The organism is Streptomyces sp. IBSNAI002, assembly GCF_052244475.1.
In the GTDB taxonomy this organism is placed as follows: domain Bacteria; phylum Actinomycetota; class Actinomycetes; order Streptomycetales; family Streptomycetaceae; genus Streptomyces.
Genome location: NZ_JBQPXG010000002.1, coordinates 7,775,166 through 7,795,392 on the forward strand (window position 1 = coordinate 7,775,166; position 20,227 = coordinate 7,795,392).

Below are 20,227 nucleotides of genomic sequence, written 5' to 3' on the forward strand. Positions count from 1 at the left end.
CGCGTGTCATGCTCCGGGCGCGGGTGCGGGCTGTTGTCTGATGAAGTGATGCGCACCGAGGGTTTCCGACGTCTGGGCATGACGGTGCTCCGGATCCTGGTCGTCGCCGCCGCCTACTTCGCGGGCGGGCGCATCGGGCTGCTCCAGCAGGTGGTGATCCAGGGCGCCGTCGTCACCCCGCTGTGGCCGCCCACCGGCATCGCCCTCGCCTGCCTGCTGTGGCAGGGGCTGCGCGTCTGGCCCGGCATCGCCCTCGGCGCCTGTCTGGTCATCCTGTCGATCAGCGGCTCGATCGACCCCGTCGGCTTCGGGATCGCCGCGGGCAACACCCTCGCCCCCGTGTGCGCCTACCTGATGCTCCGGCGCGTCCGCTTCCGCGTCACCCTGGACCGGCTCCGGGACGGAGTGGCCCTGGTCTTCCTGGGCGGGCTGGGACCGATGCTGATCAGCGCCACCATCGGAGCCGGGCTGCTCCTGCTCACCGGCAGCATGCCGCCGAGCGGATTCTGGATCGTGTGGTGGACCTGGTGGGCCGGCGACGCGATGGGCGTGCTCGTCGTCGCGCCGCTGCTCCTGGTCCTGCGCATGGCCCGGCTTCCCTCGGACGCCTACCGGTGGGCGGAGGCGGCCGCCCTGTTCGCCGCGGCCTTCGCCGTCACCCTGCTGGCGACCCGCAGCGACCTGGCGCTGCTCTTCCTCGTCTTCCCGCTCCTGGTCTGGGCCGCCCTGCGCTTCCAGCTGGAGGGCAGCGCGCCGTGCATGCTGCTCGTATCGGCCATGGCGAACTCGGCGGCGATCGACCAGGAGGGCCCCTTCGACCGGCACACGCTCGTCCAGGCCATGGTCAACCTCCAGGCGCTCAACGGCTCCGCGGCGCTGACCTCCCTGCTGCTGTCGGCGGTCGTCACCGAGCAGAACGTCATCCGCGCCAGGATCGAGCAGGCGTGCCAGGAGCTCGCCGAAGTGGTGGAGCGCCTCGCGCCCGGGAAGGCGCCGGCCGGCTGGCCGCCGAGGGACGGGGACACCGTCGAAACGGAGGGCGGATAACCCGGGTGCGCGGACTCGCGCCGAGCCGCCGCGAGGCCCCTGCCCCGCCCGCCCCGGCCGGCGGCACGGAATGCCGACGGGGCCGGCCCGGGTACGAGACGAGGGGTCGGGCTCTGGCGCCGGCAGGGCCCGGGCCCGTTCAATGGAGCACATACACACCGGCCGGGGGGACGCGCATGACCGGGAGCCGTGACAGGGACAGCGACAGCGACGGCCGTGACGGACGCATCGTCACCTTCTACTCGTACCAGGGCGGCGCCGGCCGCACCATGGCGCTGGCCAACACCGCCTGGATCCTCGCGGCCAACGGCAGCCGGGTCCTCGCCGTGGACTGGGACCTCGAGGCTCCCGGCCTGCACCGTTTCCTCCACCCCTTCCTGGATCCCGACACGCACCGGTACGCCACCGGGGTCATGGACCTGGTCACCGAGTACGTGTCCGCCGTGACCAGACCGGGTGCGCGCCTCGACGGCTGGCACGAGGACTACGCGCGCGTGGCGCCCCATGCCGTCGCAAACGGCGTCCGCCGCCCTGGGCTGGGAGTTCCCCGACGGCGGCGTCCTCGACTTCCTCTCGGCCGGCCGGCAGAACCGCGAGTACGCCACGACCGTCACCACCTTCGACTGGGACGACTTCTACGACCGGTTCGGCGGCGGCCACTTCCTCGACGCCCTGCGCGCCGACATGAAGCGGAACTACGACTACGTCCTGATCGACAGCCGCACCGGCCTGTCCGACACCACCGGCATCTGCACCGTCCACCTCCCGGACGTGCTGGTGGACTGCTTCACCCTGTCCGGCCAGTCCATCGACGGGGCCGCGGCCGTCGCCCGCGGGATCGACGAGCCCTTGGGAGACCGGGGCATCACGATCCGCCCCGTCCCGATGCGTGTCGACGAGAGCGATCCGGACCGGGCCGAAGCGGGCCGCGCACTGGCCCGGACCACGTTCGACCGCTTCCTGCGCGGTATCGCCGGGGACGAGCTCACCTCCTACTGGCGCGCCGTGGAGATCCCGTACCGATCCTCCTACGCCTACGAGGAGACCCTGGCCGTCTTCGGCGACGAGCCCGGGCTCACCGACTCCCTGCTCGCCGCCTTCGAACGGCTCACGGCCATGATCACCGAAGGCGCCGTCACCTCCATGCCCACCGTCGAGCCCGGCACGCGCCGACGCATCCGGAACGCCTACACCCGCCCCTCCCCGCCCCCGCCCGGCGAGGGCCCGCTCCGGCACGACGAGGCGGACACCGACGGCCCCCGTCGCCCCGGAACCGTCCCGACGGTCTGGAACGCGCCGCCCCGCAACCCCGGTTTCACCGGGCGCGCCTCCGTGCTGGAGCGGATGTGCGACCCGCTGGGCCGCGGCCTGGCCGTGCTGCTGCCGCAGACCCTGCACGGACTCGGAGGTGTGGGCAAGACCCAGGTGGCCCTGGAGTACGCGCACCGCTTCAAGGCCGACTACGACCTGGTGTGGTGGATCTCCGCGGAGCACACCGACGACATCGTCGCCGCGCTCGCGGAACTGGCCGTGCGGCTGGGCGCGGGCAGCGGGGACGACATGGCGGGCGCCGCGCAGGAGGCGGTCGACCTGCTGCGGCGCGGGGAGCCGTCCGCCCGCTGGCTGCTGGTTTTCGACAACGCGGACGACCCCGAAAGCCTCATCCCCTTCCTCCCGCGGGGCGGCCCGGGCCACGTGCTCGTGACCTCCCGCAACCAAGGCTGGTCGCAGTACGCCGCCTCGGTGCCCGTGGACGTGTTCCCGCGCGAGGAGTCCGTCGAGCACCTGCGGCGCCGGGCACCCGGCCTGGGGGAGGAGGAGGCCGGGCAGCTGGCCGCGGCACTGGGCGACCTGCCGCTCGCGCTGGAACAGGCGGGAGCCTGGCTAGCCGAGACCGCGACGCCGGTCGCCGCGTACCTGGAGCAGCTGGCCCGGCACCCCGCGCGCGTCCTGGGCCTGAGCCAGCCGCCCGGCTACCCGGAGCCGGTGGCCGCCACGTGGAACATCTCCATCGAACGGCTCCGGGACCGTTCCCCGGCTGCCGTGCGGCTACTCCAGCTCTGTGCCTTCCTGGCGCCCGAGCGGATCTCGGCGAACCTGCTCTACGGCAGGGAGATGATCGACGCCCTCAAGCCGTACGACGCCTCGCTCCAGGAGAAGATGGTGCTGGGCCGGGTGCTCCGGGAGATCGGCCGGTTCGGGCTGGCCAAGGTCGCCCGGGCCGGCGAAGGCATCGAGGTGCACCGGCTGCTCCAGGCCGTGATCCGGTCGCAGCTGACCGAGGAGGAGCAGCGCGAGACCCGGCACGCGGTGCACCGCATCCTCGCCGGAGCCCGGCCGGACGACGACGAGCCGATCGACAACCCGGACAACTGGCCGCAGTTCGCCACGATCTGGCCGCACCTGGCCCCGTCCGAGGCCCGGTACTGCCAGGAGCCGCAGACGCGCCGGCTGCTGATCGACCGGGTCCGCTACCTGTGGAAGCGCGGTGACCTCCACGGCGCCCGCAGGCTGGCCGAAGAGCTGCGCGAGACGTGGCGGGAAACCCTGGGCGAGGACGACGTCCCCTACCTCTACCTGAGCTTCCAGCTTTCCAGCGTCCTCCGTTCCCTGGGCCGGTTCGCGGAGGCGAAGGAGCTGGACGAAGTCACGCTGGAACGGCAGCGCAACGTCCTCGGGGACTCGCACCCGCACACGTACATGACCACCAGTGCCCTGGCGCTGGACCTGGGCGCGCTCGGCCGGTACGGCGAGGCGAGGGAGCTGGCGCACGCCGCCCACGAGGGCTTCGCGCAGATCTTCCACGAGGCGCACCCGCGCACCCTGGCCGCCGCGAACAACCTGGCACTGAGCCTGCGCATGGCCGGGCAGTACGCGTGGGCCCGGGACATCGACCAACGGGTCTTCGACCTGCGCGCCGAGGTGCTGGGCCCGGACCACCCGCACACCCTGTCCTCTGCCCGGCACCTCGCCCGTGACCTGCGCGACATGGGCCGGTACGAGGACTCGGTACACCTGCTCAGCCGTGCCCACGAGAGCTACCGGCGCACGCTGGGCAACGGCTTCCCCGGCACCCTGTCGGCCGCGAAGGACCTCGCCGTGTCCCTGCGCCGCGCCGGCCGGCCGGTGGACGCGCTGCGGCTGACCAAGGCCACCCGGGACCGCTACCGGGCCGCCTGCACCCCGGGCAACCCGGACCTGCTGGCCTGCGAACTGAACCTGGCGGCCGACCTGCTGGCGACCGGGGACCCGGGCGGGGCGCGGGACCTGGCGCAGGAGGTGGCCGACGCCTACCTGAAGGTGCCGGGCGAGCGCCACCCGTACACCCTGGCCGCCGTCAACAACCTCGCGGTCTGCCACTGCGCCACGGGGGAGGCCGAGGTGGCGGAGCCCATGCTCCGCCGGACCCTCGGTTCCCTGCGCGAGGTCCTGGGCGACGACCATCCGCACACGCTCATCGCCCAGCTCAACCTGGCAGGCGCCCTGGCCGGACTGGACGATCCGCAGGGCGCCCTGGAACTCGACCGGCAGACCGTGCCGCGGCTGCGCGAGACGCTGGGCGCCCACCACCCCGACACCCTGGCGGCCGCCTCCAACCTGGCGGTCGGCCTGGACCGGACGGGCCGCGCGCGGGAGGCGGCCGGGATACGGGCCGGGGCCGTCGCCGAGCTGACGCGGCTGCTCGGCGAGGACCACGCCCTGACCCGCGCCGCCCGCGCGCACCGCAGGATCCACCGCGACCTGGAACCCCTGGCCCTGTGATCCCTCGCTACGCTGCGGCCGTGACGAGTGCGGAGGTGACCCGCCGACGGGTGATGGGCGCCGGGCTCGGCGCGGTCGCGGCGGGGCTCGCCGGATGCTCGGGCGGCTCCGGCCCGGTGCGGCGGCTCCGGCTCGCGACGGGGCCGGAGGGCGGACCGTACAACGCCTTCGGCGAGGCCCTGGCCCGGGCCGTCGCCGCGAGCGGCCGCCGTCTGGAGATCGTCCCGGTGAGCACCTCGGCGAGCGTGGACAACCTGCGCAAGCTGGACGACGGCTCGGTGGAGCTGGCACTGGCCATGGCGGACGCGGCCGAGGACGCGGTGCTGGGGCGCGAGTCCTTCACCCGCCCGGCCGCGGTGACGGCGCTGGCCCGGGTCTACGTGAACTACACGCACCTGCTCGTCCCGGCGGACGGATCCGTACGGTCGGTGAGCGAACTCGCCGGACGGCCGGTCGCGGCCGGGGCGACCGGTTCGGGCGTACAGGTGGTGGCCGGGCGGGTCCTGCGGGCCGCCGGGCTGGGCGACGGCTCCGCCGCCGCCCTCGAACGGCAGTTGGGGCTCGCCGCGTCGGCGGCGGCACTGCGGGAGCGCGCGGTCGACGCGCTGTTCTGGTCGGGCGGGGTCCCCACCCCGGCGCTGGCCGGGCTGGCGCGCGAACTGCCGCTGCGGTTCCTCCCGCTGGACGGCTACGTGGACGTGCTGCGCCAAGGCCACGGCCCCGTCTACAGCGCGGTCACCCTCCCGGCCGGGGTGTACGGGCTCACGGAGCCGGTGGGCACCGTCGGCGTCGGCAACTACCTCCTGGCCCGAGACGACGTACCGCGCAGCGCCACCCGCGAACTGCTCCAGGTGGTGTTCGAGCGGTGGAGCGACCTGCTGCGCGAAGTGACGGCGGGCGCACGCCTGGAGCCCCGGTTCGCGATCTCGACCGGGGCGGTGCCCCTGCACCCGGGCGCCGTCACCTACTACCGGTCGGTCTACGGCTGACCGGACGGCCACGGCAAGAGACGACCTAGGGGGCGGACGGGAGGCGGAACTCGACCACCAGACCGTGCGGGGTGTTGCCGCCGACGCCGAGCCGGCCGCCGCTGATCCGGGCGATCTCGTCGGCGATGGCCAGCCCCAGACCGCTGCCGGGCACGTTCTGGTGCTCGGGCGCGCGGGTGAAACGCCGCAGCAGCAGGTCCAGTTGGTCCTCCGCCACGCCCGGACCGTCGTCCGCGACCCGTACGACGGCCGTCCCGTCCGCACCGCGCCCGGCGGTCACCTCGACACGGCCGTCGCGCGGCACGAACTTGACGGCGTTGTCGAGGACCGCGTCCAGGATCCGGCCCGCCGCGTCCGGCAGGGCCCGGGCCCGCAGGCCGTCCGCCGGGCCGTCGGCCGTCAGCTCCAGCCCGGCGTCGCGGAACACCGGAGTCCAGGCCCGCACCCGTTCCCGTACGGCCCGCGCCACGTCCTGGTCCGCCGGCTCCGCGCTCCCGGACTCCACCCGGGCCAGGGCCAGCAGCCCGTCGAGCAGCTCCTCCAGGCGTTCCGCCTCGTCGAGGGCGCGGGTGTGCTCGGTCCGGCCGGGCCCCGGGGCGATGTGCGGTTCGATGTTCTCCAGTTGCAGCACCAGGGTGGCCAGCGGATTGCGCAGCTGGTGGGAGGCGTCGGCGACGAAATCGCGCTGGCGGCCGATGGAGTCGGCCACGGCCTCCGCCATGATGTTGAAGTGCTGCCGCAGCCGTCGCAGTTCCGGTGGTCCGGTGTCCGAGACGGCCCGCGTCTGGAGACTGCCGGCGGCCAGGCCCTCCACCGCCCGGTCCAGATCGCCGACCGGGCGCATCAGCCAGCGCGCGATGCCCGCGGCCACCAGCGCGGCCGCCGCGAAGGCCGCGGCGGCCCCGGCGGCGATGACCGACCAGCGGACCGTGACGTCCAGCCGGGCGGCGTCGGTGGACACGGCCATCAGGACGGCCCCGCTCACCCGCTCGTCCCGGCCCACCGGCTCCGCGAGCACCACGGTCTTCGGGCCCCACGGGCGGACGGTGGGCAGCCGGTCCGTGGAGCGCCCGGTGAGCGCGCGGCGCCCGGCCTCGTCCGCGTCGCGGGCGTCCTCCCAGGCGGCCCCCGCCCCGGCCCGCGCGACCGTGGCCCCCGCCGTGTCGACCACGGCCACCCCGGCTCCGTACAGCTGGGCGTACCGGCCGATCTCGGCGGACAGTTCCTCCCGGTCGGCGCGCGTGCGCATCCGTTCGGCGAGATCGGCGAACCGCACGGCCTCCGAACGCCGTTGCAGGAGCAGGTGCTCGGTCCGGCCCCGGGCGTAGGCGTCGGCCAGCGGGGCGCAGAGCAGCAGCGCCGCCGCGCCCATCAGGACCATCAGCACGACGAGCAGCCGCCGCCTCACCGCGCGCCGCCTCCGCCGGGGGAACCGAGCTGGTAGCCGAACCCGCGGACCGTGCGCACCAGGCCGGAGCGGCCGGTCTTGGCGCGGATCCCCGCCACGTGGACGTCCAGCGACCGCGAGGCGGCGAGGAAGGCGTCACCCCAGATCCGGTCCAGGATCTCCTCCCGGGAGTGCACCTCGTCGGGCCGGGCCGCCAGGAAGGCCAGTACGTCGAACTCCCGGCGGGTCAACCGGACCTCCGCCCCGGCCACCGTCACCGTACGGCCCGCCGTGTCGACCTCGACGTCCCCGCTGCGCACCCGCCCGCCCCCGGCCTCCGGACGGCCGGACGACGGGGCTCCCGTCCGCCGCCGTACGGTGTCGATACGGGCCATCAGCTCGGCCATCCGGAACGGTTTGACCACGTAGTCGTCGGCGCCCGCCCGCAGCCCCTGCACGATGTCGCGCTCCTCGCAGCGGGCGGTCACCACGATCAGCGGCGCGTCGCAGACGGTGCGCAGCCGCCGCAGCAGTTCCAGCCCGTCCAGATCGGGCAGCCCGAGGTCGAGCAGGACGAAGTCCGCCTCGCGGACGAACCGCAGGGCGTCCAGGGCGCGGCCCACCCGGCGGACGGTGTGCCCGCGCTGGGCGAGGGCGGTGCCGAGGGCCTGGGCCATGCGGTCGTCGTCCTCGACGAGAAGCGCGTGCATAGACAGTTACCTCGCGAGCTGAGACCGGGGTCAGAAGCCTACGCGAGCCGCCGCGGGCCGGTCCGGGCCGCCATCGGCCCCGTCCTGTGCCTGCGCCTTGGCCTCGGCGTCGGCCCGCTCCTCGGCGCGGCTGAGCGCGGCATTGCGGGTGTCCGGCATCAGCACGTACGTCACGAGGGAGACCAGCGCGCACGCGGAGACGTACCAGAAGAACATCTTCTCGTGGCCGCTGCTCTTGAACCACAGCGCCACGTACTCCGCCGTACCCCCGAACAGCGCGTTGGCGATCGCGTACGGCAGTGCCACGCCCAGGGCGCGCACCCGGGTCGGGAACAGCTCGGCCTTGACCGCCGCGTTGATCGAGGTGTAGCCGGTGACGATCACCAGGGCCAGCAGCGACAGCCCCAGCGCGGACCAGTAGGAGGAGGCCGACCCGAGCGCGGTCATGATCGGGTAGGTGCCGACGGTGCAGCCCACCGCGAAGGTGATCAGCAGGGGGCGGCGGCCGATCCGGTCGGACAGCATCCCGGCGAAGGGCTGGAGCACGGCGAACAGGGCCAGCGCGGTGAAGCTCACCAGCGTGGCGGTGGTCTTCGCCATGCCGGCGCTGCCCACCAGGTACTTGGTGAGGTAGGTGGTGTACGTGTAGTACGCCACGGTGCCGCCCAGGGTGAGCGCCATGACCAGTCCGGCCTGCCGCCGGTGCTGCCACAGGACCTTCAGCGTGCCGCGCGCGCTGTCGTCGGCCGCGTCCTCGCCGTCCGCCTCCTCCTTGAAGGCGTCGGTCTCCTGGAGCCGCCGCCGCAGCCAGAAGACGACCACCGCGAACAACGCCCCGAGGAGGAAGGGGATGCGCCAGCCCCAGCTCTCCAACTGGGCGGTGGTCAGCGTGTGCTGAAGCGTGATCAGGATGCCCAGGCCGAGCAGCTGCCCGCAGGTCATCGACACGTACTGGAAGGACGAACCCAGGCCGCGCCGGTCGCGGGCCGACGCTTCGGTGAGGTAGGTGGCGCTGGCCGCGTACTCGCCGCCGATGCTCATCCCCTGGAGCAGCCGCGCGAGCAGCAGCACCAGGGCGCCGAAGTACCCGGCCTGGCCGTAGGTCGGGGCGACGGCGATCAGCAGGGCCGCCACCGACATCATCGTGACGGTCAGCGTCAGCGCGCTCTTGCGCCCGTGCCGGTCGGCGGCGCGGCCCAGGATCCAGCCGCCGACGGGCCGCATCAGGAAGCCGACCGCGAAGATGCCCGCCGTGTTCATCAGCTGGGTGGTCGGATTGCCGCCGGGGAAGAAGGAGTCGGCGAAGTAGATCGCGAAGCTGGCGTAGACGAACCAGTCGTACCACTCGACGAGGTTTCCGAGCGATCCGCCGATCAGGGCGAGACGGCGCCTCCTGCGCTCGTCCCCGGGTGGCGGAGGGGCGGGCGTCACGGTGGACGAGGACATGGCGGCTCCAGACGGAAGGCGGAAGTCCCTGACGGGGACGGGGGAGATGCCCCGGTGGCGGGGAAGTGCCCAGAGCATGCGGCCGCCGCGACCCGCGGACAAGCTCCGCCACCCAGATCTAACGTCCCGCTAAGAAAGCCGGGGGCGTGCGCGGGCGCCAAGGGGCGTGCGGGGGAGCGGGTGCGCTATCTCCGGAAGATTCCCGAAGACCGGCTTGCACGATCGGCCCTGTTTTCCGATGGGGTGGGGATCAGGAGCGTTCCATGCTCCACGACTGCCGGAGCCGGGGGGCAGGCAGGCGCGCTACGCACACCATCGGGAAGGTTTCACGCAGACGTGGATGTCGAGGTCGTTGCCCTCGTGCTGATAGCCGCTACCGCGGTAAGTGTTTTCGCTTTTGACGTGGTCAGGGTGTCGCCGACCCGGTGGTCGGCGACGAGCAGCCGTGGGAGAGTGCATGAGTGAGGGCGAGTTCGACCCATCCGGGGACCAGGCGGTCTCCAGTGAGCTGGCCGGCGTCCTGCCGGTGGACTACACCGCCTTCCACTCCCAGCAGCATCGCGCCTACCTGCGCTATGCCCATCTCCAGCTGGGTTCCCGGCAGGACGCCGAATACGTGGTCGACGACGTGTTCACCTTCCTGCTCAAGGTGTGGCCGCACGCCCTGAAGGAGGCGAGCCTGCACGGGTTCGCGTGGGCCGTGCTCCGCGAGCACGTCGAGCGCAGGCTCGCGGTCTCGGCCCGGTCGGTGGCCATGGTGGAGACCGCGTGGTTCGCCGCGCTGCGCCGCGCCTCCCGGGAGCGGATGGAACTGCTGGAGTCGAAACTCGGCCTGTACGCGGCGATCGCGGACCTGTCCGAGCGGCAGTACGACGTGGTGCTGCTGGCCTTCCTGCTGGGCAACGACAACGACACGGTCGCCCGCATGATGGGCATTTCCTCGGCGACCGTCCGTTCGCACATCCGAGGCGCGCGCCGAACCCTGTCCCGGAAACTCGGGGTGGACTGGGTCCCTGGAGAGGAGAAGGACCAGTGAGCGATGTGACTCGCGATCGCGACCCTGTGACGTGGGACGGACTGGACGCGGCCCTGCGGGGAGCGGAGGTCCTGGTCGAGGAGTACGCCGGATACGACGAGGGCGCGGCACGGCGCCGGATCGCCCGCCGGATCGCGGCCGACCGCGCCCGGGCGGCGATCGGCACGGAGGGCGGCGGCGTGCCCGCGCCGCGCTCGGCCGGAGTCGACGACCTCGTGCTCGACGCCACGTGCCACGTACGGGCGGCCCGGACCCTGGACGAGATCGCCTGGGCGCTGGCCGAGAGCCGGGCCTTCGCGGAGATCGCCCTGGGCGCCGGTTCCTGGCCCCACGGACCGGACTCGGCACTGCTGTTCGGCTGCCTCCTGCACCTGGACGACGAGGAGGGCGCGCAGTTCTGGTTCCAGTACGCCGCCGGCGCGGGGTCGCAGACCGCCGCCCGCTGCCTCTACCTCCACCACCTGGCCCGCGCCGAGGTGAAGACCGCCCGCCACTGGAAACGGCAGGCACAGGCCCTGCCCCCCGACGAGCACCTGCCGGCCCTGCCGGAGATCCCCGACACCCTCGAGGAAGCCCTGCGGGCCTCGATCATCTGGACCTCCCCGCCCATCACCACCCAGGACCTCACCGCCCTCACCGGCGCGGGCCGCTTCGTACGCCCCCCGTACCGGCTGCCCCCGCGGCTGCGGCGGGCCGTCACGGCGCACGTCTGGTCCGAGGACCCGGACCTGGGAGACGTGCCGATGCCCGGCCCGCAGGTCGCCGCCGCCGTGGCCCAGCACGCACGCCTCAACCCCCTGCACCTGGCCGACGAGGCGGCGCACGCCTGGGCCCTCGACGTACTCGACGAGCCCCAGCCGGCCCGGGCCCCCCGCGGCTCGGCGGGACGGCGCCCCGCACCGGCCGCGATGGAATCGGTCCACCGCGCCCTGCGCGTGCTGGAAGCGATCAACCGCTACGCGGGCGGCGTGAGCCTGACCCAGATCGCCCGGGAGACGGACCTGCCCCAACTGGCCCTGGCCCGGGCCGTGGAGCAACTGGTCCGCGCGGCGCTGGTCACCCCCGTCGGCCCGGACGCCTACATCGCCGGCGGCGCCCTGCGCCTCGGCCCGGGCGAGGACGGCCGCGCACACCTCCAGGAGACGCTCGCCTGGGTGCGCGACGCGGTGGGAGCAGCCGTCTACGTGGCCCGCTACACCGACGGAGAGGTCTCCATCACCCAGTACGCCGACGGGCCCGCCACACCGCTCGTCGAGGAATGGGTGGACTTCCGGGCCGCGGCCCACGCCTCCGCCGTCGGCAAGGCCCTGCTCACCCAGCTCGACGACGACCAGCGCAAGGACCACCTCTCCCGCCACCGGCTCACCCGCTTCACCGCCCACACCCTCGGCACCCCGCAGGCCCTCTTCCAGCAGCTCGACAGCCGCCGGCCCAGCGCCCCCCTGCTCGACATCCAGGAGTACGCGCTGGGCACCCTCTGCGCCGCGGTCCCGATCACGGCGGGCCCGAACGCGGAGTGCGTGGCCCTGTCCATCCCGGCCACCGACCCCCGCCGCCTGCAACAGGCCGCACGGATCCTGCAGAGCGAGGCCGCGGCCGTCCTGATCGCCCTGATCGTCATCGGCAGCACCCAGCCCGCCACATCCCAGAGCGCCGCGCGGGAGGAAGACAGCGGCCCCGCGGGACTGGGCAGCGGCATCCTGTCCCCGACCGCCTAGACCCCGTGCGCGCCGGAGCCCGGCACCGCCGGGCGCCGGACGCGGACGCCCCCGCCCGGGAAGTCCGGGCGGGGGCGTCCGGCGGGCCGGGCCGTTGGTCCGCGGAACCGTCAGGTGCCGAGGGCGGAGCCGCGCCACTGCTGGTTGGTGTGGTGCGGGGTGCAGTCCCAGATGCCGACGCGGGCACCGTTCCCGGTGGCCCAGCCGAGGGCGTCGAGGCACTTGCCCGAATGGACGCTGCGCAGCAGGCCGTTCGGGAGCTGCTCCCACTTCTGGTTCAGCCCCTCGTGACAGGAGTTGAGACCGATCAGCGAGCCGTTCTCGGTCTTGCCGTACTGGACGTCCAGGCACTTGCCCAGGGCGCGGACGGTGCCGTTGGCCTCGAGCTTCCAGGCCTGCGCGTTGGTGCCGTTGCAGTCGTAGATCTGGATGGGCGTGCCGTCGGCGGTCTTGGCGCCCTTCACGTCCAGGCACTTGCCGGAGTGGACGCCGACGATCTGCCCGGAGCCCGGGGGCGGCGGCGGTACGCAGTAGATCTCCAGGGAGACCTGGTAGTAGCCGCCGTTGCCGATCGGTGCGGCGACGGGACCGGCCGAGCGGGCGCAGTTGGCGGCGGGGTAGCCCTCCTGCGTGGCCTGGGCGTAGGCGCTGTTCCAGGCCGCGTCGGTGGCGATGTTGAGCGGGCCGTAGCCGGCGCCGAGGAAGTACTTCGGCGCGGTCGGGACGTTCGCCGCGGCGCCTGCGGCCGCGGCGGCGGGTGCCGTGGCCGGGCCGGGTGCGGCGGCGGCGGGTCCGGCGAAGAGGGTCGCGCCGGCCAGGAAGGTCGCGGCCGCGGTCGACAGCCATCGAGCCAACTTCACGAGGGGTCCTTTCACAAGGATCGGGAGGATCGGAACCGCCGGGCCCGCGGTGGTGACGACACTAGCCACGCCCCGTCGCCGTGGAGTCTCACCGGAGTATCAACTCCGGTCAGCGAACGGCCGGTTCCCGCCGTGACTGGCGTGATCACGGTGGGTATCGTCCCGGGTCCGTGGAGACCACCGATGATCTCGCCCGCCTGCGGGCCGCCCTCGCGCAGTGCGCCCTGGTCAACCTGACCGGCGGACTGGGGACGGGGAAGAGCCGGCTGGCCGCGCGGCTGCCGGTCTCCGCCAGGCTCGAACCGGGCGAGGCCTGCGACCCCACCGTGCTGCGGGGGCTCGTCGCCGGGCCGGACGGCCTCCTGCTGATCGACGGCGTGGACGGCCCCGGGCAGGCCGAGGCGCTGGCCGCGTCCCTGCACGAGGCGTGCCCGCCCCGGCCGGTGCTGCTGGTGAGCAGGCTCCCGCTGCGGGCGGCCGCGGGATGGGCGGAGACCGGTCCGGCCACCGTCACCGTCGGGCCCAGGCCGCCCGCGGCGGTCGAGGCGCAGGCGCGGGCCGCGGGCGTCACGGACCCGCAGGGGCTGGCGCTGGTGGTGCGGCTGGCCGGCGGGGTGCCGCTGCTGGCCGAACTGGCCTGCCGGGCCCTGCACTCGGGGATCGCCCCGGACGCGCCGGGCGCGGTGGCCGACCTGATGGCCGGCGAGGTACTGGAGCGGCTCGGCCGGGAGCGGCCGGGCCGGCGCTGGCGCCACGCCCTGCGCCTGCTGGCGACCGTACGGGCCGGGGACGAGCACCTGGTCGCGGGCGGCCCCGCGCTGTTCTCGACGCTGGCCGGGCTGAGCGTCGTACGGCGCGAGCGGCTGGGCCTGGCGGTACGGGAGCCGTACCGCAGCCTGTTCGAGCTGGCGTACCAGTGGCGCCGGCCGAAGGCGCACGCGCAGGTGCGCACCCGGGCGGCCGACTACCGCGGCCTCCTGCTCGCCGGACACACGGCCGGGCCCGAGGAGCGGGCCGGTCTCGTGGAGCAGGGGCTGTTCCTGAGCGGCGACCCGCTGCTGCGGAGCACCCTGTTCCCGCCCGCCGAGGACGGGTCGCGGATCGGCCCCGCCCGTCCGGAGGAGGCGCCGGACGTGGAACGGCTGATGCACCGGTGGGCGGTGCGCGGCGGGTTCGACGTCCGGCGTTCCCAGGCGATCACCGAACGCTGGCTTGCGGACGGGCCCTCGTCGTTCCGGCTGGCGCGGGACCGGGACGGCCGGCCGGTGGGCCTGGCCGCGCTGGTGCCGGTCGGCGCGGGCACCGAGGGCGGGATCGAGCCGCTGCTCCAGCAGCACACGGCGGCCCTGGGGGCCGGCGGCCGACCGGGGCTCTTCCTCGGGGCGGCGTACGGGGCGGATCCCGTGACGCACGCGCAGATCCTGCGGGACATCCTGGTCAGCGCCGTGCACGCCGGTCACCTGGTGGTCTCCACCGCCAGCCCGGACTATCAGGCACTGTTGCGGACGCTGACCTTCCGGCCGCACGGCGGCATCCGGGACGACGTGTACCGGTGCGGGCGCCGGCCGGAGGTCTACAGCCACGACTTCAGCCCCGCACGGCTGCCGGGGTGGATGCGCGCGCTCGCGCCGCCGCCGGTGGGATCGCCGTACGGGGGCCAGGACGCGGCGGCCCTCGTCGCATGGGCGCTCGCCAGGATCGGCGACCCGGTGGCGCTGTCCGCGAGCCCTCTGCTGTCGTGCCCGGAGTTCGAGTCCCCGGACGCGCTCCGCGGCTGGCTGAGGTGCGCCGTACTGGACCTGGCGGACGCGGAGAGCCGCGCCGATGCCGAGGCCGGGGCGATCCTCCAGGCGTACTACCTCGGCCGCGACCGGACGCACCACCAGGTCGCGCGGCGGCTTCACTTGAGCCGGGCGACCTACTTCCGCAGACTGCGGCGCGGCCTGGCGCTGGTGGCGGCCCGGCTGCCGGGCTGAGGCGCCGGGCGGCCGCCCGGCGCGGCGCCGGCAGGCCCTCGGAGCGCGCCCTACCGGACGCGGATGGCGTCCGGGTGGAGTCCCGCTGGAGCCTTGGTCGGCCCGATGGCGCGCGGACCGGCCGCGGCGCGTACTGTCGACAGTCCGTCAACGGGGTCCGGTCGCAGGCCGGGACGCCGCCACGAATACCGTTGGTGCTTACCGACATCGGCGTGCGTGCGATGTCGCAACGCATACGATTCAGGGGGGAATTGGAATGGTGCTTGGACCTGCCATCGTGGATCTGCTGGAGCTCAGCCCGGACTTCACGCGGGACCCGTACCCGGTCTACGCGGCACTGCGTGCGAAGGGACCCGTCCACCACGTGCGCACCCCGGACGGGGAGGAGATGTGGCTGGTCGTCGGACACGACGCCTGTCGCACGGCGTTCACCGATCCGCGGCTGAGCAGGGACTGGCGCGGATCCGGTGACATGGGCCAGATCATCAACGCCGATCAGGACCACCCGGCGCTGGCCCACATGCTGATGTCCGACCCGCCGGACCACACCCGGCTGCGCCGCCTGGTGGCCCGGGAGTTCACCCCGCGCCGCATCGAGGCACTGGCTCCGCGCATCCAGCAGGTGACCGACGAACTGCTGGACGCCATGGATGCCGACCCGGCGCGCCGCGGCGACCTGGTGAACGCCTTCGCCTTCCCGCTCCCGATGACCGTGATCTGCGAACTGCTCGGAGTGCCCGAGCTGGACCGCGAGGCGTTCCGCAGGTGGTCCAGCGAGATGGTGGCCCGCACCAGCCCGGAGGCCGAGGCCGTCGCGTACGCCGAGATGCCCCGGTACCTGACCGAGCTCATCGAGGCCAAGCGCGCCGCTCCCGGAGAAGACCTGCTCAGCGCGATGATCCACACCGTCGACGAGGGCGGTGACCGGCTCTCGCCCTCGGAACTCATCGGCATGAGCGTCCTGTTGCTCATCGCCGGGCACGAGACCACGGTCAACATGATCGGCAACGGGATGCGCGCCCTGTTCGCCCACCCGGACCAGCTGGCCGACCTGCGCGCGGACCTCGGCCTGCTCGACGGCGCGATCGAGGAGATGCTCCGCTACGACGGTCCGGTCGAGACCTGCACCGAGCGACTCGCCCTGGAGGACGTGGAGATGGGCGGGGTGGTGATCCCGGCCGGCTCGGCCGTCCTGATCGCCATGGCCGACGCGGACCGCGACCCGGCGCGCTTCGAGGACCCGGACCGCTTCGACATCCGCCGGGACGCCCGCGGCCACATCGCCTTCGGGCACGGCCTGCACTACTGCCTCGGCGCACCGCTGGCCCGGATGGAGGGCCGCATCGCGCTGCGTTCGCTGCTGGAGCGCTTCCCGGAGCTCGCCGGCGACGCCGACGAGACGAAGCTGTCCTGGGTGCCCGGCATGCTGATCAGGGGCGTACGCGAACTGCCCGTGCGCTGGTGACCTGCGCGCACCGGGGGCCGGTCCGCCGCACGCACGGCGGCGCACCGGCCCCGCGGCCCGCGCCCTGCTCCTCCCCGCCGCCGGCCGGAACCGGGTTCAGCCCGCGGAGCGCCCGCCGCCCGGTCCTGCCCGGCCGTTCCCGGACTGTCCGGTGATGCGCTCCAGGTCCGTCATGAGCGAGTCCAGCCACTCCGCGGCCGCGTAGTACGAGGTCGGTGCGCCCGGCGGCTCCGCCGAGAACCCGTCGAAATCCGGACCCCGCAGCGGAACCGGCCCCTCCGGGGTGTCGTCCCGAGGGTCCAGGCGCGCCGACACCAGCAGCATCCGTCCGGCCACCCGGTCGCCGAGCCGGGTCACCGCCCGCGCGGGATCCCGCGGCAGGGGCGGTACGTCGACCCGCTCGAGCGGTACCAGCAGCCGGTCCGCGCCCCACAGCGTGTGGTGCCCGGCCATCAGGGTCGCCTGCCAGTCCTGCCCCGGGGGCGCCTGCGCCGGCTCCTTCGGCTCGCTCTGGAACTGCGCGTACGCCGACTCCGCCATGATCACCGCGTGCTGGAGCGACCGTTGCCCCGGCGCCGTCGCGGCCACGGGCTCGCGCACCCCGCCCGCCGCCAGCTGGGCCGTCGTGGCGACCACGGTCTCCGCCGTGCCCCGCAGCAGCACCGCCATCGCCCTCCGCAGCTCGTCCTGGGCGCCCCGGGGCCAGGCGAGCAGACCGAAGACGGCGCCGATCGCGCTGCCGGTCAGTACGTCCAGCAGCCGGAACTCGGCCAGCTGCCAGGTCGCGGGCGCCAACTGGGCGAACACCAGGGCGACCACCAGTGTGAACATCGCCTGGGCCCAGCCCACCCCTTTGACCGGCCCCAGCGTGAAGGCGACCAGCATCAGCAGCGGCAGCGCCGCCGCGTACACCGCGATCTCCGTACCCACCAGCGCCAGCAGCCCGGCCACGACCAGGGCGCCGATCAGGGTTCCGGTCAGCGCCACCCGTACCGTCGAGCGGGTCTCCCGCACCGTCGTCCGGGTCAGCGTCAAGGTCGCCAGCAGCACCCAGAACCCGTGCGGCAGCGAGTCCACCCCCGCGATCACCCGCGCCGCCGCCAGCGCCAGACTGATCCGCACCGCGTTCTGGAAGAACACCGACCGCCCGCCGGCGTGGCCCTCCAGCCGCCGCCACCACAGCAGGGGCGCGGGCATCGTCGCGTACCAGAACCGGCCCGGCGCCGCCCGCTCCGCGCCGGCCCGGCCCCGTACCGCGATCCACGCGGCCGTCGACATGGCCAGCGCGGCGTCCGCCGCCTCCAGCACCGCCACGTGCCGGCGCAGCACCGCGGGGGAGGCGTCGGCCTCCGGGCCCGCGGCCAGGGCCGAGCGGGCCCGCAGCAGCTCGCTGTGCGCGTCCCCGGTGGGCGGCCGGCCGCGCAGGCGCCCGGCCGTCTCCTCCGCCGCGTCCCGTACCGCGCGCAGTGCGTCCAGTCCCGCCCGGCTCGGATCCGGCCCGTCAGGGACCGGCGGCAGCAGCGACAGCCTGCCCAGCAGGGTGCGCAGGGACAGCCCGGTCTGGGACAGCGCCCGGTCCCGCACGCTCGCCCCGGCCGGCCGTTCGGCCTCCGGGACCAGCGAGGAGCGCAGGGCGGTGCCCGCCGCCAGCGCCGCCCGCGCCGTCGCGTCGGACAGCGTGAAGGACGCCCCGGTCAGCTCGTCGGCGCAGCGCCGCGCACTGTCGGCGGCCCGCGCGGCCAGCTCCCGGTACGGGACGGTCGGCGGATCGGGCAGTACGAACGCCTCCGCGAGGACCAGGAAGGCCAGGCCGGTCGTCGCGCCCGCCAGCCGCTCGCCCAGCGAGGCGGGATCGTACGGCGGGAAGGACGGCAGGATGTACATCAGCTGGAGTCCCGGCGCGGCCCCCGCCGGGCGCGGCCCGCCCACGGCGGCGAAGGCCAGCGCGAAGCCCACCACCAGCATGCCGAGGACCGCGCTCCAGGTCCGTACGGCCAGGTAGGTGCCGATGGTGATCAGCACCCAGCAGGCGGGCATGAGCCGCAGCACGATCGCGGCGCGCTGCCGGCCGGTACCCGGAATGTGCGACAGGCCCGCCATGGACACGGCGGCGAACACCGCGTAGGTCGCGGCGTCGGCCGAGCCGAAGCCGTACAGGAACAGGTAGAAGCCGGCACTGGCGGCCAGGGTGACCCGCACCGACCGCCGGGCCGCCGCCCGGTAGGCGGCGGGCAGCCCCGCCCAGGGAACGCCGGCCATGCAACCAGCATCCCCCGACCCGGCCGGTGACGCAGGTCACACCCGTGCTGTTGTCACATCCGGCCGGTCCGGTCTGTCTCAGCTCTGCATCCACCCGCACGACACCCCCGACACCCCCGACACCCCCGACACGCACGACACAGGAGGCCACCATGAACGCCCGCCTGAACGTCTTCGGCAGCCCGGCCGCCGGCAAGGTCCTGAAGCACTTCATCGCCGCGAACAAGGTCGTCGCGGACTCACCGCTGCCCGCCGCCACCCAGGAACTGGTGAAGATCCGCGCGAGCCAGATCAACGGATGCGGATACTGCACCGACATGCACACCAAGGACGCCGTCGCCGCCGGGGAGACGGCGACCCGCCTCCACCTGGTGGCGGCGTGGCGCGAGGCCACGGTCTTCACCGACGCCGAGCGGGCCGCCCTGGAGCTGGCGGAGCAGGGCACCCGCATCGCGGACGCGGCCGGCGGGGTCTCCGACGAGGTCTGGCAGAACGCGGCCAAGCACCACGACGAGGAGCAGCTCATCGCGCTGGTGTCCCTGATCGCCGTGATCAACGCCTTCAACCGGTTGAACGTCATCGTCCAGCAGCCCGCCGGCGACTACCAGCCCGGCCAGTTCGGATAGCCGGCCCGCCCGCCGGATCCGGCGGCCGCCCCGGTCGCCGGGACGGGTCAGGCACCGGCTCGCGGCTGCTCGCCGAGCAGCCGCGAGCGGAACAGGCCGAGGACCGCGTCCAGCGCCTGCCGGGTGGGCTGGCCGGGCTCGTCGACGAGGTGCTCGGTGAGGACCGAGTGCGGGGCGAAGACCCCCTCGGGGTTCGCCGCACCGTCGTCGAGCTCCACGGCCACGAAAGCGTCGCCGAGCTCGCGCCGCAGGTGCGCGAACCGCTCCCCGGGCACCAGCCGGTCACCCCGGAACCGCAGCCCCAGGACCTGGAGCCCCTCGCGCTCGCAGCGCGCGCGGACGAGCGCCAGGTCCCCGGGGCTGATGTCGACGGAGCCGGCCCTGCCCGCGGTGCACGCCAGCGGCAGCGAGGGCTGGGCCAGCACCGGGGCGAGCAGGCGCTCGTCCGTGGCCATCGCCAGGGCGAAGCCCCCGGTCAGGCACATGCCGACGGCGCCGACCCCGGGGCCGCCGCACCGCTCGTGCTCCGCGGCGGCCAGCGCGCGCAGCCACCGCACGACCCGCGAACTGCGCCCCGTGGCCAGCAGGGTGAACTCCCGGCTCACACAGACCCGCCACAGCGACGAGGCCATGTAGCGGCCGGTGCTCGGCCAGCCGCGGGCCGCGGGGTTCGCGTCACGGCCGGGTGTGCCGAAGAGCACCGGCAGCACGGCCGTACAGCCGGACTCCGCCACGCGTTCGGCGAACTCGATGACCTTGGGGGTGATGCCCGGGATCTCCGCCATGACGATCACCGCAGGGCCCGTGCCCGTGCGCAGTACGCGGCGGGAGGCGCCGTCGTGGGTGAACGTGTCCTCGGTGAATCCGGCCAGGTCGTGGTCTGCCACGGGCTCGCTCCCTCCGCCCTCGGGTCGCTCGGTCAACCGGCAAGCTACACCGGTGGGCG

General features: G+C 74.2%; 12 protein-coding genes and 2 pseudogenes. 8 read left to right on the forward strand and 6 right to left on the reverse strand.

Going from position 1 to position 20,227, the window contains the following annotated elements:
• Positions 1-45: 45 nt before the first annotated feature.
• The 3 genes and pseudogenes from ACTVZO_RS36050 (at position 46) to ACTVZO_RS36060 (ending at position 5,798) form a co-directional block, all read left to right on the forward strand.
• A complete protein-coding gene (locus ACTVZO_RS36050) occupies positions 46-1,047 on the forward strand; it encodes an MASE1 domain-containing protein (RefSeq protein ID WP_443303378.1) in 1,002 nt (333 codons plus the stop codon).
• Between the two features lie 176 nt (positions 1,048-1,223).
• Positions 1,224-4,809, forward strand: a pseudogene (gene fxsT / locus ACTVZO_RS36055) (FxSxx-COOH system tetratricopeptide repeat protein).
• Positions 4,810-4,829: 20 nt separating this feature from the next.
• Positions 4,830-5,798: a TAXI family TRAP transporter solute-binding subunit gene (locus ACTVZO_RS36060; RefSeq protein WP_443302345.1), complete on the forward strand. Its 969-nt coding sequence runs from the start codon at positions 4,830-4,832 to the stop codon at positions 5,796-5,798.
• Between the two features lie 25 nt (positions 5,799-5,823).
• On the opposite strand, the gene ACTVZO_RS36065 is transcribed toward ACTVZO_RS36060, so the two are convergent.
• Genes ACTVZO_RS36065 through ACTVZO_RS36075 form a run of 3 tightly spaced genes read right to left on the reverse strand, consistent with a single transcriptional unit; the run spans position 5,824 to position 9,341 of the window.
• On the reverse strand, positions 5,824-7,206 hold the full coding sequence (locus tag ACTVZO_RS36065) for an ATP-binding protein (RefSeq protein WP_443302346.1): 1,383 nt from the start codon (positions 7,204-7,206) through the stop codon (positions 5,824-5,826).
• The gene (locus tag ACTVZO_RS36070; RefSeq protein ID WP_443302347.1) at positions 7,203-7,895 is read right to left on the reverse strand and encodes a response regulator transcription factor; all 693 of its coding nucleotides are present in this window, start codon (positions 7,893-7,895) and stop codon (positions 7,203-7,205) included. The genes ACTVZO_RS36065 and ACTVZO_RS36070 overlap by 4 nt, the downstream gene beginning before the upstream one ends.
• A 30-nt stretch (positions 7,896-7,925) precedes the next feature.
• Positions 7,926-9,341, reverse strand: a complete 1,416-nt coding sequence (locus tag ACTVZO_RS36075; protein ID WP_443302348.1) for an MFS transporter — start codon at positions 9,339-9,341, stop codon at positions 7,926-7,928.
• Positions 9,342-9,798: 457 nt separating this feature from the next.
• On the opposite strand from ACTVZO_RS36075, the gene ACTVZO_RS36080 reads away from it, so the two are divergent.
• Both ACTVZO_RS36080 and ACTVZO_RS36085 read left to right on the forward strand, forming a co-directional pair.
• On the forward strand, positions 9,799-10,377 hold the full coding sequence (locus ACTVZO_RS36080; RefSeq protein WP_244291365.1) for an RNA polymerase sigma factor: 579 nt from the start codon (positions 9,799-9,801) through the stop codon (positions 10,375-10,377).
• A gap of 908 nt (positions 10,378-11,285) precedes the next feature.
• Positions 11,286-11,996 (forward strand): annotated as a pseudogene (locus tag ACTVZO_RS36085) (IclR family transcriptional regulator); the annotation flags it as partial.
• A gap of 209 nt (positions 11,997-12,205) precedes the next feature.
• On the opposite strand, the gene ACTVZO_RS36090 reads toward ACTVZO_RS36085, so the two are convergent.
• Positions 12,206-12,955 carry a ricin-type beta-trefoil lectin domain protein gene (locus tag ACTVZO_RS36090; protein WP_443302349.1) on the reverse strand — a complete coding sequence of 250 codons (750 nt, stop codon included), beginning with the start codon at positions 12,953-12,955 and terminating at the stop codon, positions 12,206-12,208.
• Positions 12,956-13,125: 170 nt separating this feature from the next.
• Between ACTVZO_RS36090 and ACTVZO_RS36095 the strand changes: the two genes are divergently transcribed.
• Both ACTVZO_RS36095 and ACTVZO_RS36100 read left to right on the forward strand, forming a co-directional pair.
• Entirely contained in the window at positions 13,126-14,931 is a 1,806-nt protein-coding gene (locus ACTVZO_RS36095) for a hypothetical protein (protein WP_443302350.1), read from the forward strand.
• Positions 14,932-15,187: 256 nt separating this feature from the next.
• Complete coding sequence (locus tag ACTVZO_RS36100) at positions 15,188-16,396, forward strand: cytochrome P450 family protein (RefSeq protein WP_443302351.1); 1,209 nt, start codon at positions 15,188-15,190, stop codon at positions 16,394-16,396.
• Between the two features lie 96 nt (positions 16,397-16,492).
• Here ACTVZO_RS36100 and ACTVZO_RS36105 read toward each other — a convergent pair whose 3' ends face one another.
• Entirely contained in the window at positions 16,493-18,655 is a 2,163-nt protein-coding gene (locus tag ACTVZO_RS36105; RefSeq protein WP_443302352.1) for an FUSC family protein, read from the reverse strand.
• Positions 18,656-18,807: 152 nt separating this feature from the next.
• On the opposite strand from ACTVZO_RS36105, the gene ACTVZO_RS36110 reads away from it, so the two are divergent.
• Positions 18,808-19,281, forward strand: coding sequence for a carboxymuconolactone decarboxylase family protein (locus ACTVZO_RS36110; protein WP_443302353.1), 474 nt, complete (start codon positions 18,808-18,810; stop codon positions 19,279-19,281).
• A 47-nt stretch (positions 19,282-19,328) separates the two neighbouring features.
• Here ACTVZO_RS36110 and ACTVZO_RS36115 read toward each other — a convergent pair whose 3' ends face one another.
• Entirely contained in the window at positions 19,329-20,168 is an 840-nt protein-coding gene (locus ACTVZO_RS36115) for a dienelactone hydrolase family protein (protein ID WP_443302355.1), read from the reverse strand.
• Between the last annotated feature and the right edge of the window lie 59 nt (positions 20,169-20,227).

Excerpts from the sequence above, each read along its gene's own strand:
- ACTVZO_RS36110 (WP_443302353.1), top strand. The coding sequence starts at position 18,808 with ATGAACGCCCGCCTGAACGTCTTCGGCAGCCCGGCCGCCGGCAAGGTC.
- ACTVZO_RS36080 (WP_244291365.1), top strand. The coding sequence starts at position 9,799 with ATGAGTGAGGGCGAGTTCGACCCATCCGGGGACCAGGCGGTCTCCAGT.
- ACTVZO_RS36075 (WP_443302348.1), bottom strand. The coding sequence starts at position 9,341 with ATGTCCTCGTCCACCGTGACGCCCGCCCCTCCGCCACCCGGGGACGAG.
- ACTVZO_RS36070 (WP_443302347.1), bottom strand. The coding sequence starts at position 7,895 with ATGCACGCGCTTCTCGTCGAGGACGACGACCGCATGGCCCAGGCCCTC.
- ACTVZO_RS36100 (WP_443302351.1), top strand. The coding sequence starts at position 15,188 with ATGGTGCTTGGACCTGCCATCGTGGATCTGCTGGAGCTCAGCCCGGAC.
- ACTVZO_RS36105 (WP_443302352.1), bottom strand. The coding sequence starts at position 18,655 with ATGGCCGGCGTTCCCTGGGCGGGGCTGCCCGCCGCCTACCGGGCGGCG.